Source organism: Microbulbifer sp. THAF38, assembly GCF_009363535.1.
Taxonomy (GTDB): Bacteria; Pseudomonadota; Gammaproteobacteria; order Pseudomonadales; family Cellvibrionaceae; genus Microbulbifer.
This window is the reverse complement of record NZ_CP045369.1, coordinates 2,756,844-2,771,486: the sequence shown is the minus strand read 5'-3', so window position 1 is coordinate 2,771,486 and position 14,643 is coordinate 2,756,844. Positions and strand designations below refer to the sequence as shown.

The window sequence follows — 14,643 nt, the reverse complement described above, 5'->3', positions numbered from 1 at the left end:
ATTTCCCGCGAATAAGGTGAAGTACGCATGCCTAAGGATTCCTCCTCTCCCGTCTCCATGTCCGATATTGCACGGCTGGCGGGAGTTTCTGAATCCACTGTTTCTCGCGCGCTGAATAACAACCCGCTGATCAATGAAAAGACCCGGGAGCGTATTCAGCAGATTGCGCGCAGTATGAATTACAAAATCAACGAGAGTGCACGCAATCTGCGTTTAAAGCGCAGCCATACCATTTCTGTGGTGATCAATACCGGCAGCGCCGGGGGCCAAACCTTTTCCGACCCTTTTATGTTGGACATGATTGGTGCGATTGCCGATCGCCTGGCCGAGCACCGGTACGATCTACTGTTCTCCAACCGCATCGCTACAAATGACGATTGGCATGCCTACTTAATGGGGTCTCGCCGCGCCGATGGGGTAATCGTGATTGGTCAGGGTATCGATGACAGCCCACTGCGTGAGTTACAGCGCCAGGGCGATCCGTTGGTGGTATGGGGAGGGACTGCCAAGCCAGGTCTCGATTACTGTATCGTAAGTAGTGACAATCAGATGGGAGGGCGCCAGGCTACCGAACATCTGCTCAAGCAGGGCCGCCGTAAAATCCTCTTTCTGGGTGATACTGCACACCCTGAGATTAACGGGCGCTACGAGGGCTACAGAGCCGCCCTTGCCGAAGAAGGGCTTGATATTAGTGCGCGCCAAATCAAGGTTTCTTTCTCCAGTGAAAGTGGTTACCAGTCCATTGCAGGCCTATTAAAAGCCGAAGGTTTGACCTTCGATGCGATCTTCGCAGCGAGTGATAGCATCGCTATGGGCGCCATTAAGGCCTTGCAGAGCCAGGGCTATAAGGTCCCTGACGATATTGCAGTAGTTGGATTTGATGATATTCCCATCGCCCCTTTCTATACGCCTCCACTAACGACTGTGCGTCAGAATATCCAGCGAGGCGGTGAGCTGATGGTGGAGAAGATGATGCAATTGATCGGTGATAAAACAGCAGAGCCTGAAGTGCTACCGACTGAACTGGTAGTACGTTCTTCCTGTGGTGCCAACCCTAACTATCAACCGATTCAGGAATACAATCAGCAATAGCTCTTTTGCAGCTCCCCGGCGGAGCTGCTTTCTCTTCTCTGGGGTTTCACTCAGCCTCTCCAGGCGCGCCAATCTTTGACCTAATCCGCTGCTCAATACCCTAATAGGCCAAACTGTCAGGATACCTTTCTCTATATTTGCCCGCCAAGAGTGGGCCCTTGGCAGGGTTAAATAGTGGAATCCCAGACCCCTCTCCTAAAAAGCCAACTGCTTGGATTAATGGCATTGAGCTTTGCGATATTTCTGATCGCCAACGATATTACCGCCTTTTCTGTAGCCATCCCCTCCATGGAGAAAGAGTTCAATTCTGATATCACTACGGCCCAATGGGTAATGAATGGTTATACCCTGGTTTTTGGGGTGATGATTATCAGTGGTGGCCGCCTGGCGGACATGTTTGGGCGACGGAAAATTTTCTTCATTGGATCTGCAATATTTGTTTTTTTCTCTCTTATCGGTGGGCTAGCCGTTGATATGTGGATGTTGCTAAGTGCCAGAGCCTTAATGGGGGTTGGCAGTGCGCTGATGTGGCCGGCAATTCTCGGCATGATCTATGGGATGATACCGTCAGATCGTTCGGGCCTGGCCGGAGGGTTGGTTATTGCCGTGTGTGGATTCTCCAACTGTATTGGACCCTTGGTTGGTGGGGCTCTAACTGAATGGCTAAGCTGGCGCTGGATATTTTTTATCAATGTTCCTATCGCCATACTTGCTTGTCTGATGTGCTGGAAGGTGGTTTCTAATGATAGTGTTGAAAAAGTCGAAGAAAAAATTGACTATTTGGGAGTCGCCACTTTATCGATAGCCTTGTTTGGACTTCTTGTCGCATTAGATCTTGCGGTAGATATCGGGTTCAAAAGTCCTCTAGTCATGACTTTGGTATCAATCTTCCTGGTATTTATTGGGTTGTTTATTTTGGTGGAGAGGCGAGAAAATTTGGATGCGTTGATACCGAGGGATATTGTCAGAAATCATAGATTTTTTGCCGCTGGGGTTACCACCTTACTGATCTCAGTAATATTTTTCGCTGCACTTTTTTTCATCCCCCAATACTTATCTAAGGTTCATGGTTACTCGGCAATATATGCTGGTTTAGGGTTGTTGCCTATGATGATTGTGCAGGGTATAGGCTCATTTATCACTGGGAACCTGTATGAAAAACTAGGAGCCAGGTTGATGGCGGCAATCGGTGTACTGCTTATGTGCCTGTCCATGTTTATATTGTCGCACCTGCATAAGGGCTCCTCTTACATTCAGTTAATTCCAGGTTTAATTATTCTTGGTGCTGGGGTTAGCCTTTTCTTTCCAACTATTACAACTGCAGCTATTACCGCTGTCGACCCTACCAGAGCCAGCCTTGCCGGTGCGATTCTTTATATGTTTCAAATTGCTGGAGGCGCAATGGGACTGGGAATGAATACCACTATTGTGGCTATGGCGCCAGATATCTCTACCGGGATTGACCGGGCATTTACAGTGAATGCATATCTAGCCTTGGCATCACTCATTGTGTCTGTTTTGTTTGTGAGCGGTAAGGCACATCAGGAAAAGGTTGAAGAGTAAAACCCTTAAAGGTCCTCACATCTTATGGTGCTATGCCTGATGGGGTTCTGAAAGGAATGTATCCTCTCCGAAAAGGCTTTCTCCCTTAATTCCGATGAAGGTATAGCGCCTGAGCATTTTTCCAAAGGACTTTATTGGCCCCAGGTTCACCCAGAGTTTCTTGAATCAAAGTCACATCTTTGTCTCTAAATGGTCTTGGAGCCCTTGTGGAAGGCAGATCTGAACCAAACATCAGGCCGTCAGGATTTGCCTTGTAAAAATCAGTAATGGCGGTAGCCGGATCGAAATCAAGACGCCCAAAGCCAGTCGCTTTGACCTTTACCCCTTTCTCTGCGAGTGACAGCAACAATCCAAGGCCACTTTTACTCAGTCCAAGGTGATCAATAGAAACGCAGGGTAGGGCAAGTAGGGTGGGTGCGAGAGGTTCAAGCTGAGTTGAATCAACATAAAGCTCGACATGCCAACCGGCTAATTCATAGATTCTTTGAGCAAGATTCTTGATTTTTGCTACGTCCTCAGAGCCGCCACGCTTGAGGTTGAACCTTACGGCTCGGACGCCGCTGGTGCTTAATGCCAGGATCGTCTCGTCATCGGTATCGGCTAGTAGCTGTATCACGCCCACGAAATTTTTGCCAAGCTTAGCCAGTGCATCCCTAAGGTAGGTGTTATCTTGTTTCTGGAAGGATCCAGAAACCACTGCGCCACCTATCAACTCGTAGTCTTTAAGTCGGGATAAATAGTCGCTAGTAGTGAAAAAATCAGGAGTGAATCCATCATTTGGGTACAGTGGAAATCCAGGGCTAATGATATGGAAGTGACTGTCGAAGATCTTAACTTTTTCAGTTGGCATATTAGTTTGCATATAAGCAGTAGAAGAAAAAATGTTCAGGTCAGGTTCTCGCGAAAAAAATCAGTACTAAATAGTGAAATAGACCAAACTTTAAACTTTCTTGGCCACATTTAAATATCTGAACTATAGAAACAAGCCCCAGGAAGAATACAATGACGGAAACGAGGACTCCCCTGACAAAAACCCAGTTTCTTGGCTTGTTAGCACTCAGTCTAGCGGTATTCCTTATTGCGAATGATTTCACCGCTTTCTCAGTAGCGATACCCGCTATGGAAAAGGAGTTTAACTCTGATATCACAACGGCCCAGTGGGTCATAAATGGCTATACCCTGGTTTTTGGTGTTCTTATTATCTCTGGTGGACGCCTGGCAGATATGTTTGGGCGTCGCCGCATCTTCTTTATAGGCACTGCAATCTTTGTGTTCTTCTCTTTGCTTGGTGGCCTAGCCGTAGATATGTGGATGCTATTGATATCACGGGCATTAATGGGAATTGGTGGTGCCATGATGTGGCCAGCCATATTAGGGATGATCTATGGGCTAATGCCCGAGGATCGCTCTGGGTTGGCGGGCGGTTTAATTATGACAGTCTGTGGTGCATCGAATGCCATAGGGCCAATGCTAGGGGGAGTGTTGACCGACTTAGCTAGCTGGCGCTGGATCTTTTTTATCAATATTCCCATTGCGGCTTTGGCTTGTCTGGTCTGCTGGAAAGTGATCGCCGATGACAGTCCGGAAAAAGTCGATGAAAAAATAGATTACGCTGGCGTAACGACACTATCTGTATCCTTGTTTGGTCTGCTTGTTGCCTTGGATCTGGCGGTAGACCTTGGCTTTAAAAGCCCCTGGATTGTCACATTATTCGCAGTTTTCTTGGTGTTCTTGGGGCTTTTTATTATTGTGGAGCGCAATGCGGGTAAGAATGCTCTAATCCCAGAGGATGTGGCAAGAAATAACAAATTCTTTGCGGCGGGCATGGCAACCTTACTGCTCTCTGTGGTTTTCTTTGCTGCTCTACTGTATATCCCACAATTCCTCACCAAGGTTCGGGGTTACTCGGCCGCTTTTTCCGGTATAGGCCTGTTACCAATGATGGCTGTATTTGGCATTGTTTCCTATATCTCGGGCAGTCTATATGAGAAGTTGGGGGCTAAGATAATCGTTTCAGCCGGTACCATATGCATGTGCGTCGGAATGTTTATGCTCTCACACCTGACTACAAATACTACCTATCCGGTGCTTATACCTGGCTTAATGATTCTGGGGGCGGGGGTCGGGCTTTTTTATTCAACTATAACTACTGCGGCAATAACGGTTGTAGACCCCTCCAGGGCAAGCCTGGCTGGGGCAATACTTTATATGTATCAAATAGCAGGTGGCGCCATAGGGCTGGGTATGAACACAACCATCGTTGCCATGGCCCCAGATCTGCCTTCCGGTATAGATAGGGCCTTTACTGTGAATGCCTACCTGGCTTTGGCGGGATTAGTAGTATGTATATTATTTGTGACAGGTAAAGATGTGAAGGTGGATTATGAGGAGGAGGGTATTCTATAAATGCGCTTTGGAAGCGACTCTAAATATTACTCTTTCTCTCCTTGTCTAGTGCCAAGCACAGCGGATGGAAAGTAATTTTAGATTTTAGTTCGGATTTTTTCACTGGAATACACACATTTTTTGTGTTCTACAGGCAGTTGAATATATTGATACTTTTTAAATAAGTGATGACGCTTATGTTATTTCTTAATTTTTTTAGAGTAACATTTACTAGTCGAGGGTAAATCAATGAACTACTCCTTCGTCCAAAAACTTTCAGCAGAGCTCATCGGTACCTTCATACTGGCGACAGCGGTATTGACCTCTTTAACACCAAGTAATCCTTTTCCTATAGCGACGCCGATTGCTGCTGGACTGGCGTTGGGGCTCTGTGTCTATATCATAGGGGGGATTTCTGGTTGCCATATCAACCCTGCCATCTCTTTTTCCATGCTTATCTCTAAGAAGTTAAGCTTTAAGGATTTTATCGGCTACGTAATCGTTCAGGTATGTGGCGGAGTTCTGGCGCTACTAATGGTGACCATTTATGTTCCTTTAGGGCAAGAGGGATGGTTGGTATCCCATAAGGCATCAATATTTAGTGGTATAGGTGAGGGGCTGGGTACGGCATTTTTCAGCTTTGGTGTTATGGCTACGGCCCATAACAAGGATATTGGAAAAGCCACTTCGGGGATTGTTGTCGGCAGCTCATTGTTATTGGGGTTGATTGTATCCCATAATGCTTCATACGGCATTTTAAACCCCGCCGTGGCCTTGGCCACAAAAGCATGGAGTTGGGATTATTTATTAATGCCTTTCGTAGGTGCTAGCGTGGGTGCTTTGGTTAGCTATCTACTATTCAGGCCTCGCGGTCACCTACAGGAGAGTTAAGATCGTTAAGCACAGTTATTATATGCAAGAAAGAACCTAATAATTGGGAGTGGATTCGTTGTTGTTTTATATGTTCTCTTGATTCTCTGCGTAAATTGTTTTTTTCCTTTGAAAGACATTGTAAAAATTTAGATGGGCTTGGTAAGAAAAAGTATCATTCCTGTTTTTATATTCCTTGATCCAGTTAACGAGCATATCTAGATTGGAATCCTGAGCTTCTTTGGATTCATACTTATGTGGTTCCCAAGGCCTGTTTCTGGCATTTTCAATACATTGGTCAACACTAAGATCCATAAATATAATCTCGGTCGCCTGATCACTAAGAAGCTCTAGCAAATCGGTATAACAGCCCTCTATTACCCAGCTTTTATGCGTTTTAAGAAAGGCCTCAATCTTAACTCTTGATTTTTCCAAAGGCATTCTTTGCGGAGTTGAGGTTGGCAACCATGCCAAGGTGTCTAAATCCAGGTGGGCTAGCCCTCCTTTCTTTGAAAGTTTCTTTGCTAGAGTCGATTTGCCTGAGCCTGAATTTCCAAAAATTAGTATCTTATCCAACTAAGTAACCTTTCTTAAAATTATAAGGAATGGGGATTTAAGGTGTATTAATTAACGTTTTTAGTATGGTAGCGTCAAGAACAGCAGGCTCGCAACCTCGCAAGATTAGCAAGCCCAGTTGTAGTTTTATGCTGTTTCTGTACTGAAATTAACCTACTCATATATAATGTGAGATAAGCTATAGATCTAAATTAGCCTACAATACCTTTAGCCATATCTAAGTGTTGATGCTGTGGATTGTATCTTATTCCATTGTTAGGTGAAAAGCCGTAGTGCTCAGCTAAGGCGGTTACCAGTACATAGGTATAAAAATCACCGATGGAAGTATCCCCATTAAATTTGCCCGCTGCCTTTAAGATTTCTTGCTTGTTTTCAGCGAGTTGTTGTCCTGTTTTTTGGAAGTTTCTAATATCTCTGACATCACTATACATCCAGGCAACAATGATTGAGTTGCCCACACTCGTTGGTACAAATAGGCCTACTATATTTGAGGCGACAGCCAGAAAATCACGCCGGATCGTTTTATAATACTCGCTCCAAGAGGCATCCACTGAAGCTAGATTCTTTCTCATGCCTATGAGTGCAAGATAAGTTGCAATAACGCCATTAATTTTTGACGTAATATCCTGCATTGATGAGACTAAACATATATTTGAAACCTCAAGATTGTCTTCTCTATCTTTTATGAGAGTGTTGTTCTTTGAGATTTTTTTGTTTATATCATTTGTTAGATGAGTTGTAGAGCAGCGCCTTTGATAGTCGACCGCAGCCAACCTAAAATTGGTTCGCATTTGGTCTAGTCGTTCGATTTCACTGGCTGGCACTTTCGATGTTAAGTATTCTCTAAGGAAAGAATGGATAGCTAAAATACAGCTAACTTCACTATTCAGATTGCTCCAGTAAACCTGCCCCTTGGCGGAACGGTCACGACCAGCAGCATAATTGTTGGCAACATCTTTTCTAATGATTTTATCCCAGGCATCATAGCCAGTAGAGCAAAATTTAATCATCTCTTGTATTTTTATATCATTAAAAATATCTGCACCCATGTTAAATCCTTTCATGAAGTGGGGTAGTTAAAGTATTGAGTGAATGTTACTTAAATGTGAAATCTGTTACAGAAGGTGGGGTTATGATTCTGATGCCAAGAGTAAGACAATGCTTAGGGTCACAGTAATGATGTGAATAAAGATCATACCGGGCTCCCTGTAATTCAGTCCCACCAATAAACGCTAGTAACATTAACATATTTTCCCCAAACCTAAATTACTTGTTGGCACACTAGAACCGTACAGTGTGCATATTGTATATCTGAACCTGAGGTACGAGAAGCTGGGCAGCCCTAAGTAAAATGTATACCCTTCAGGGGTATTAGTTGGTACATATGTGCTGAATGGAGGCGATTGGTTTTTAAACGGGTGTACCAAAAGTGTTGTGGTCAACTCCAACCGAACACTTCTTTAAGCACATTTCCCAAGTTCGATGGGAGTTACGTCCCCCAGTGTTGTATGTATTCTGCGCGAGTTGTTACAAGCAATATAGGCTCTCACATCTGCTATTGCATCTTCCCTTTTCGGATAGAAATTTCCCATTAACCACACCATTTCATTTGTGTTCTTCAGCGATCTCGTCCTGGCTCCATACTATTTACAGTACCCAGTATTGATACTCGGCCGAGCTTAAAAGGAGAATCAGATTCTTATCGTTTTTGATATGTTAAGCCGCAAGCGATATAACCTGATAATTAAATCGCTGATTATCCTAACGATTAGGTTACCAATTCCGTATTAGTAATTTGAGCCACTTTCATATCTTCGACCAAGGTTAGCTGTCCGCCAACCTAAACTGTTTTGACAGAGGTGCTGCGGACAATCCCAGGGGCACGATCTTTGCCTATTATTATCAGCTCCCTTCTTTGGTTAGTTAAAGGCCGGTCTAAACGCCTTAATAGGGCCAGAATTAAGCGAATTACTTTCACTTACCTATTGACGCATGTTTATATCTTATATTGCCAATTGGTATATATGTCATAATTTATAGAATTCCTAGCTATATGTCCGAAAAAGTTTAGCGCGTCAGCTACCGTGAACATGGAAGTTCAGTGAATTCAGTAAGAGAGGTACATCATGGGTAAGAAGAAAGCAGCAAAGACTCCGGCCAAAAAAGCCAAGCTTGCTCCAAATCAGCCAGTCAATGGCGGTAATTGGTCTGATAAGAAGCATGGAAAACCTTCAGATAGCAACCGAGGTGCATCGCCTCAGAGACCGGGGGCTTAATCTATAGATTCTACCGAAAGCATATCCGGCTGGAGTTTTTGTACGTTTGTAAACTCCAGCCGATAATCTGAGGTCTATTCTTCTCTTTTATCTCTTGCATTCAACCTATAGAAAATAGTATGAGCCGATGATTCAAAACCTTGCGCTTCAGTATTGGAAGTCCTTGTCTTTTTTCATCATTCATAACATTCACTACCTTCCAATATAATCAGGAAAGAGCTTAGGTTTTATGCTCATTTATCACACAATTTTCTAGTATGGCTCTGGCATACCGATTTTTTAATAGGCTAATATTCCACAAGGTAGGACTTTGATTCGTGCTATCGTATTTACCATCATCGAAGCACTCCTCTTCGGAGTGTGTCTATTCGGGGCCGCTGGAAAATTCTTATGGCCCATGGCGTGGGCTGTTCTGGGAATTTACTTTCTGCTCAAGGTAATAGGCTTGGCATTTCTCGATCCTAATCTTATCAGAGAGCGAGTGGCTCCCGGTCCGGGTATCGATCGAATCGATGTAGTACTTGCAAGCCTTGGTTGTCTAGCCTTGTATCCAGCTACGTTCGTCGTGGCTGGCCTTGATGCTGTTCGCTTCGGCCCCGCTCTCCCCATATCGCAATCGATTCAGATCTTTGCGTTATTCATTTATGCATTGGGTTATGGTTTCGCCTATTGGGCTATTCAATCCAATCCATTTTTCTCATCTGTTGTTCGTATTCAGGAGGACCGTGGCCATTCTGTAATTTCTTCAGGCCCTTATGCCCTGATTCGACATCCTGGCTACGCTGGTGTACTGGTTGCCCACCTGTTCCTTCCACTCGCACTTGATTCTGTTTGGGCCTTGGTGCCAACGGCATTAGGCGTACTAATTTTTGTTGCGCGAACAGTACGGGAAGATCAAACACTGCAAGAGCATCTCGTAGGCTATCGAGAATACCAGGACCGGATTCGTTGGCGCCTGTTACCGTACATTTGGTAGTTTGATAGGATCTTTTTTACCTATGGTAATTGGGAGTTTTCGGTAATTACGTCCCGTATGCTCAGAATATGTAGGATGGAGCTACACGACCGGGCCTCTGGAAGAAGGATGGAATCACAGATAGTAAAGCCTTTCTCATAGTTTTATACTTGAAGTATTTTTCCATATGTGTACTTAGCGCCGTCAGCAGGGATAGTCAAAGCAGTTTGATAGTCCCATTAGTTAGCCTTTTTATCGCGTAATTTTTTAATGCTCGTGTTGGAGTACATTAACAAGTTTTCCAAAAGGGTCACGAATATAGAATCTGCGAACGCCCCAGGGTTCTGATGTCGGCCCGTATTCAATTTGAATGTTGGCAGTCATTACCTTCTTTAATACTATGTCAAGATCATCAACTTCAATCGACAGGTCAGGAACAGCAGTTCCGGAGCCGCCTTCAGATGCCACACTTAGCTGGGTCGTCATTTCTTCGCCTGAACTATATGTTTTGATCCAGCCGTGATCCATAACAAGATTAAGGTCGAAGATAGACTCATAGAATATTTTTGCATCATCTGGATTTTCAGCTGCGATATTTATAACTATTCGTTTCACTTTCATTTGACCATCCTCGGAGCAAGTGCTTTTGCACTATAAAGAGTAGGTAAAAAAATTTGCACCACTTATCCTATTATGATTCTATGTATAAGCTAGAGTGTTCAATTATAAAACTTAGTCTAAATACACCTAGAGCTAATAGATAATAAGCTGTTGTGGCTGAAACGTATACTCATTTACTTGCTAAGTTTGTTTAGATAGCCATTCTTGATAGCTTATCTCTAGTTCATTTGGTTCGCGACAACGAAGGTATGAAATTGCTGCATTCGTGCCCCCTTCACTGTAAATTTTTCTCAATTTAATTTGGGTTTCAATGTTATGATCAAGCTGTGCTTTGATATTCGTTTTTCGTAAAGGTATTTTTTTAAATGGTAAACGAGCTAGATATCCTTCAAATACTTTCGCCTTGGCAATTAAATCATCATTACCTTGATTCCTTTTCCTGAGCCTTAAAATAGCAGTCTTAACACTCCATTGCTCTGAAATTCTTCCCTCAGTGCGCTTAAGGAATTTGAGCATATATCTTTCAGGATAAGGAGTTACTAAAGCAATCCATGCGGCCCAGCTTATAGATCTCCAACAATGTAGAACTAGATCTTCATAAAGATACTTGTCCATTGCACATATTGTTCTATGCGTTTGGTACAAAAACTCTAATGGTTCGCATTTAATGCGTGGGAAATATTCAATAAACTTTTCATAGGGAGTAATTTCCGATAGCTTAAGCGAGAGAAATGACTCACCTCCTTTCACTCTTGAGAGAGGCATATAAGGCGTGTGCGACATGTAGTGGTGTGAATCCATGTAGTTTGGTGTATGCATTGATACTATTTGTTCCTAATATCTCGATAAGCAGCGTATCTTACTCCGTTCGGTGAAGGTCCGCTTTTCCGTAACCTGAACTTGTTAGCTATTTTTAAGTTCTTCATCTGTAATTACGAGCATATCATCAACAGGCTCACCGTCTAAATCACTGAAAAGGGAGTAATACCCAACTTCTTCTCCGAGATAATCAATCCCAAGAGTAGTTTCAATATATAGATACTCAAGCTCGGCGTGCTTGAAGCAAAACTTATGAAACTTGAAATAGAACTCGAAGTTTTCGGTAATGCTCTTTTCCATACCAAAATCTTCTGAATTTACCCAAATGGATGCACCATCGAAAGCTTTGACTTCAAGGTCTATATCTTTTTGGCGTGAATTCAATTCCTGAGCTATTTTCACAAACAGTCCTTATGTTGATAACGTTGCCAGCAAAGGCAGCCGAAGCGAAGCGTAGACTGTCCAGCCTAGCCTAGTTATAGCTAGCGCGCACTGAACAACCGACTTGCTCTTTGCCAGCCACCTTTGGCTGGCCACTGCTCGATAAATTTGAAAGGAAAAATACCATACTTTCCCCACCAATTAACTACCTGGCTGGCACTCCACAATGAGGCAGCTGGCTTGCAGAACTTGTTGACTTAAAACGAAGTCACTTGAACGAAACTGCGGTTCCAGCTTGCAGGAAAACTCTCTGGAGAAATGTGCTCAGGAAGAGATTGGTGCTTGTAACAACTTCAAACTACCTAAAAAATAACCGCCACAACAACGCCCGCGTAATAGGCGCGAGCTTGCGAGCGTCCTAATTGACGTGTTTGGTACGCCCAGCATGGGCGTGAACTAATGGGGTGAAAGTCCTCTGTAGGAGGATCACCATTTAATGGTTTCCATTAAATGCTAACTACTAGCGAATGGCAACTGCAATACCGCGAGGTCTTGTGGGGAGGAAGCCGCTAGCAAAACTACGAGCTGACGGACAGAAACATCATATAAGGCTTAGCCTGGAGGCGAGGTAGCCAAGGATACCAAAGCCATGTGGTCTAACGGGTAGAGTAAATGATGCAGTTGTGTAGTGAAAGTTCACGTTCTTATCTGGGGAGATCTGTTCAACCTGCTGCTGTAAAGCTGTCAGCGTGGCCGCTGACTCATAAGTAGGCCCAGCCCGTTAGCCACCATCGCGGGGGTAAACAAAATTGGTGGAACACAGCGGCGCCTCGGCCAGTAATGGCCAAGGTGATTGAACAGAAGTCAGCCGACGGCATAGTAGCCTAATACCAAGATTAATACCTTGGATACGGTGAAGGCCTGAACCCAAAATCCACGAGTTAAAAGACAGGGCTAGCCTGCCGATATGTTGCCAGCCGGATATAAAATTGACGTAGCGCACTGCCATGACACTCAACTCAAATGAAAATCTGCTTGAAACCATCCTCAGCAAAGAAAATCTTAATGCTGCATGGAAACACGTGCGAAGCAACAAAGGTGCCGCAGGCATTGACGAGATTACTGTCGATAATTTTATGCAGCACTTCAAGGCAGTTGGCGACGACCTCATCGAGACTATTCGACAGGGTCATTACCAGCCGCTTCCCGTCAGGCGCGTCTACATTCGCAAGCCAGATGGCGGCCAGCGTGGTCTCGGGATACCTACGATCTTTGATCGTGTTATACAGCAGGCTATCGCCCAAATCATCGGTCCCAGTTTCGATAAAACCTTTTCGGAGTTCAGCTATGGGTTCCGCCCAAAGCGATCACAGCATCATGCGGTGAAAAAGCTACAGAAGTATATCGAAGGCGGGAAGCGGATAGCCGTAGATGTCGATTTATCTAAGTTCTTCGACCGGGTCAACCATGACTTCCTCATGAGTTTACTTGGCCAAAGAATCAGCGATAAGCGTTTACTCAAGTTGATCGCAAGTTACTTGCGTGTAGGAAGTGTAGAAGATGGATGCTGGAAAGCCTGTCATGAGGGGGTGCCACAAGGGGGCCCTTTATCGCCGCTGCTCTCCAATATTGTACTCGACCTGCTCGACAAAGAGCTGGAAAAACGCCAGCACGATTTTGTCCGCTATGCGGATGATTTTGTGATTGTCGTTTCCTCTAAACGTGCCGGCGAACGGCTTATGGCGAGCATTAAACGCTTTGTTGAGCGCAAGCTTAAACTCAAAGTTAACGATGCTAAAAGCCAAGTAGCCCCCGTTAGTCGTTGTAAGTTTCTGGGTTTTTCTTTTCGTGGAGCAAAGCTTGTCTGGCATGATAAGTCACTGCGCCAATTTAAATACCACGTCCGTCAGATTACAGGACGGTCCCGTGGCATTTCGATGGAAAAGAAACTGAAGGAACTTACCGTATACCTCCGTGGCTGGATCAACTATTTTGGAATAGCGCAAGGCTATCAAAAATGTATTGATCTAGACTGCTGGATACGGCGGCGATTAAGAATGAGCTATTGGAAGAATTGGCGCAGAGTGAGAACGAAAGTTCGAAATTTACTGCGTATGGGTGTGAGTGAATCGCTGGCAGTTACCTGCGGCTCGACCGGTAAAAGTTACTGGCGAAGCGCAAAAACTGAGGGTATTCATATTGCGCTCAATAATGAGTTCTTCGAAGAGATGGGGTTGATTTCATTGCGAGATCGTTGGGTAGAGATTCATTACGGATAGGGAACCGCCCATTGCGGACCCGCACGATGGGTGGTGTGGGGGCCGGTAGCTAGAAACTACCGGCTACCCGATTTATATTTGTAAACAAACTTACAACGATTGAATTAAGTTTGTGAACCAATCGAATGTAAAAACGGTTGTATAAATTTTCAAACAAACTATCCCTATAAACAGAACGATTAACCCAGCTTTAACCTTACGGCTTTTTACATTGTTCCAGAATGAAATCTTTGAGTTGATCTCACTTTTAACTTTTTCAAGTCCTTCTTTCATACACCATTTCCCTGTATTGATGAAAGTTGAATACTGAATAAAAATATAACGTTGCCAGCAAGGGCAGCCGAAGCAGAGCGTAGGCTGTCCAGCCCAGCCATCGGCTGGGCGATCTTGCCTGGCCTGGTTATAGCTGGCGCGCACTGAACGACCTGCTTGCTCTCTGCCAGCCAACTTTGGCTGGCTACTGCCCGATAAATTTACAGGGGAAAATACCATACTTTCCCCACCGATTAACTAGCTGATTGGCACTCCACAATGGTGCAACTGACTTGCGAGGCTTGTTGGCTTAAAGCGAAGGCACTTGATCGAAACTGCGGTGCCAGTTTGCAGGAGAACTCTCTGGCGAAACGTGTTCAGGTAGAGATTGTTACTTGCAGCAACTACAAACCATCTAAAAATTGACCGCCACAATAACGCTGAGCTAACCGGCAGCCAGTGCGAAGCACGCTTTTGGCTGTCCGACGGAGGCCGCTTGCGGCCGGAGTGTAGTTGAGCGTTTTGGTACGCCCAGCATGGGCGTGAACTAATGGGGTGAAAGTCCCCTGTAGGA

General features: G+C 44.5%; 13 protein-coding genes. 6 read left to right on the top strand and 7 right to left on the bottom strand.

Annotated elements, in window-relative coordinates; translation table 11 throughout:
* Positions 1–27 precede the first annotated feature (27 nt).
* Positions 28–1,092, top strand: a complete 1,065-nt coding sequence (locus FIU95_RS11690) for a LacI family DNA-binding transcriptional regulator (RefSeq protein ID WP_152453948.1) — start codon at positions 28–30, stop codon at positions 1,090–1,092.
* Positions 1,093–1,311: 219 nt separating this feature from the next.
* A complete protein-coding gene (locus tag FIU95_RS11685) occupies positions 1,312–2,655 on the top strand; it encodes an MFS transporter (RefSeq protein WP_253869111.1) in 1,344 nt (447 codons plus the stop codon).
* Between the two features lie 85 nt (positions 2,656–2,740).
* Here FIU95_RS11685 and FIU95_RS11680 read toward each other — a convergent pair whose 3' ends face one another.
* On the bottom strand, positions 2,741–3,505 hold the full coding sequence (locus FIU95_RS11680) for an amidohydrolase family protein (RefSeq protein WP_152453946.1): 765 nt from the start codon (positions 3,503–3,505) through the stop codon (positions 2,741–2,743).
* A 152-nt stretch (positions 3,506–3,657) separates the two neighbouring features.
* Between FIU95_RS11680 and FIU95_RS11675 the strand changes: the two genes are divergently transcribed.
* Positions 3,658–5,061: an MFS transporter gene (locus tag FIU95_RS11675; protein WP_152453945.1), complete on the top strand. Its 1,404-nt coding sequence runs from the start codon at positions 3,658–3,660 to the stop codon at positions 5,059–5,061.
* Positions 5,062–5,289: 228 nt separating this feature from the next.
* Entirely contained in the window at positions 5,290–5,931 is a 642-nt protein-coding gene (locus FIU95_RS11670; protein ID WP_152453944.1) for an MIP/aquaporin family protein, read from the top strand.
* A gap of 66 nt (positions 5,932–5,997) precedes the next feature.
* Here FIU95_RS11670 and FIU95_RS11665 read toward each other — a convergent pair whose 3' ends face one another.
* Together FIU95_RS11665 and FIU95_RS11660 are read right to left on the bottom strand one after the other, a co-directional pair.
* Positions 5,998–6,486, bottom strand: a complete 489-nt coding sequence (locus tag FIU95_RS11665) for an AAA family ATPase (protein WP_152453943.1) — start codon at positions 6,484–6,486, stop codon at positions 5,998–6,000.
* Positions 6,487–6,677: 191 nt separating this feature from the next.
* Positions 6,678–7,535: a hypothetical protein gene (locus FIU95_RS11660; protein WP_152453942.1), complete on the bottom strand. Its 858-nt coding sequence runs from the start codon at positions 7,533–7,535 to the stop codon at positions 6,678–6,680.
* A 1,537-nt stretch (positions 7,536–9,072) separates the two neighbouring features.
* Here FIU95_RS11660 and FIU95_RS11655 point away from each other — a divergent pair.
* Positions 9,073–9,738, top strand: a complete 666-nt coding sequence (locus FIU95_RS11655; RefSeq protein ID WP_152453941.1) for an isoprenylcysteine carboxylmethyltransferase family protein — start codon at positions 9,073–9,075, stop codon at positions 9,736–9,738.
* 246 nt (positions 9,739–9,984) lie between these two features.
* Here FIU95_RS11655 and FIU95_RS11650 read toward each other — a convergent pair whose 3' ends face one another.
* The 3 genes from FIU95_RS11650 to FIU95_RS11640 form a co-directional block, all read right to left on the bottom strand.
* On the bottom strand, positions 9,985–10,338 hold the full coding sequence (locus tag FIU95_RS11650) for a VOC family protein (protein ID WP_152453940.1): 354 nt from the start codon (positions 10,336–10,338) through the stop codon (positions 9,985–9,987).
* A gap of 180 nt (positions 10,339–10,518) precedes the next feature.
* Positions 10,519–11,157: a hypothetical protein gene (locus FIU95_RS11645; protein ID WP_152453939.1), complete on the bottom strand. Its 639-nt coding sequence runs from the start codon at positions 11,155–11,157 to the stop codon at positions 10,519–10,521.
* Between the two features lie 84 nt (positions 11,158–11,241).
* A complete protein-coding gene (locus FIU95_RS11640) occupies positions 11,242–11,559 on the bottom strand; it encodes a hypothetical protein (protein ID WP_152453938.1) in 318 nt (105 codons plus the stop codon).
* 986 nt (positions 11,560–12,545) lie between these two features.
* On the opposite strand from FIU95_RS11640, the gene ltrA reads away from it, so the two are divergent.
* On the top strand, positions 12,546–13,817 hold the full coding sequence (gene ltrA / locus FIU95_RS11635) for a group II intron reverse transcriptase/maturase (protein ID WP_152452240.1): 1,272 nt from the start codon (positions 12,546–12,548) through the stop codon (positions 13,815–13,817).
* Positions 13,818–13,907: 90 nt separating this feature from the next.
* On the opposite strand, the gene FIU95_RS21325 is transcribed toward ltrA, so the two are convergent.
* A complete protein-coding gene (locus FIU95_RS21325; RefSeq protein ID WP_216646237.1) occupies positions 13,908–14,309 on the bottom strand; it encodes a hypothetical protein in 402 nt (133 codons plus the stop codon).
* Between the last annotated feature and the right edge of the window lie 334 nt (positions 14,310–14,643).

Coding starts and splice junctions, on each gene's coding strand:
- ltrA (WP_152452240.1), top strand. CDS start 12,546: ATGACACTCAACTCAAATGAAAATCTGCTTGAAACCATCCTCAGCAAA.
- FIU95_RS11660 (WP_152453942.1), bottom strand. CDS start 7,535: ATGGGTGCAGATATTTTTAATGATATAAAAATACAAGAGATGATTAAA.
- FIU95_RS11675 (WP_152453945.1), top strand. CDS start 3,658: ATGACGGAAACGAGGACTCCCCTGACAAAAACCCAGTTTCTTGGCTTG.
- FIU95_RS11645 (WP_152453939.1), bottom strand. CDS start 11,157: ATGCATACACCAAACTACATGGATTCACACCACTACATGTCGCACACG.
- FIU95_RS11670 (WP_152453944.1), top strand. CDS start 5,290: ATGAACTACTCCTTCGTCCAAAAACTTTCAGCAGAGCTCATCGGTACC.
- FIU95_RS21325 (WP_216646237.1), bottom strand. CDS start 14,309: ATGGTATTTTCCCCTGTAAATTTATCGGGCAGTAGCCAGCCAAAGTTG.
- FIU95_RS11650 (WP_152453940.1), bottom strand. CDS start 10,338: ATGAAAGTGAAACGAATAGTTATAAATATCGCAGCTGAAAATCCAGAT.
- FIU95_RS11685 (WP_253869111.1), top strand. CDS start 1,312: ATGGCATTGAGCTTTGCGATATTTCTGATCGCCAACGATATTACCGCC.
- FIU95_RS11690 (WP_152453948.1), top strand. CDS start 28: ATGCCTAAGGATTCCTCCTCTCCCGTCTCCATGTCCGATATTGCACGG.
- FIU95_RS11680 (WP_152453946.1), bottom strand. CDS start 3,505: ATGCCAACTGAAAAAGTTAAGATCTTCGACAGTCACTTCCATATCATT.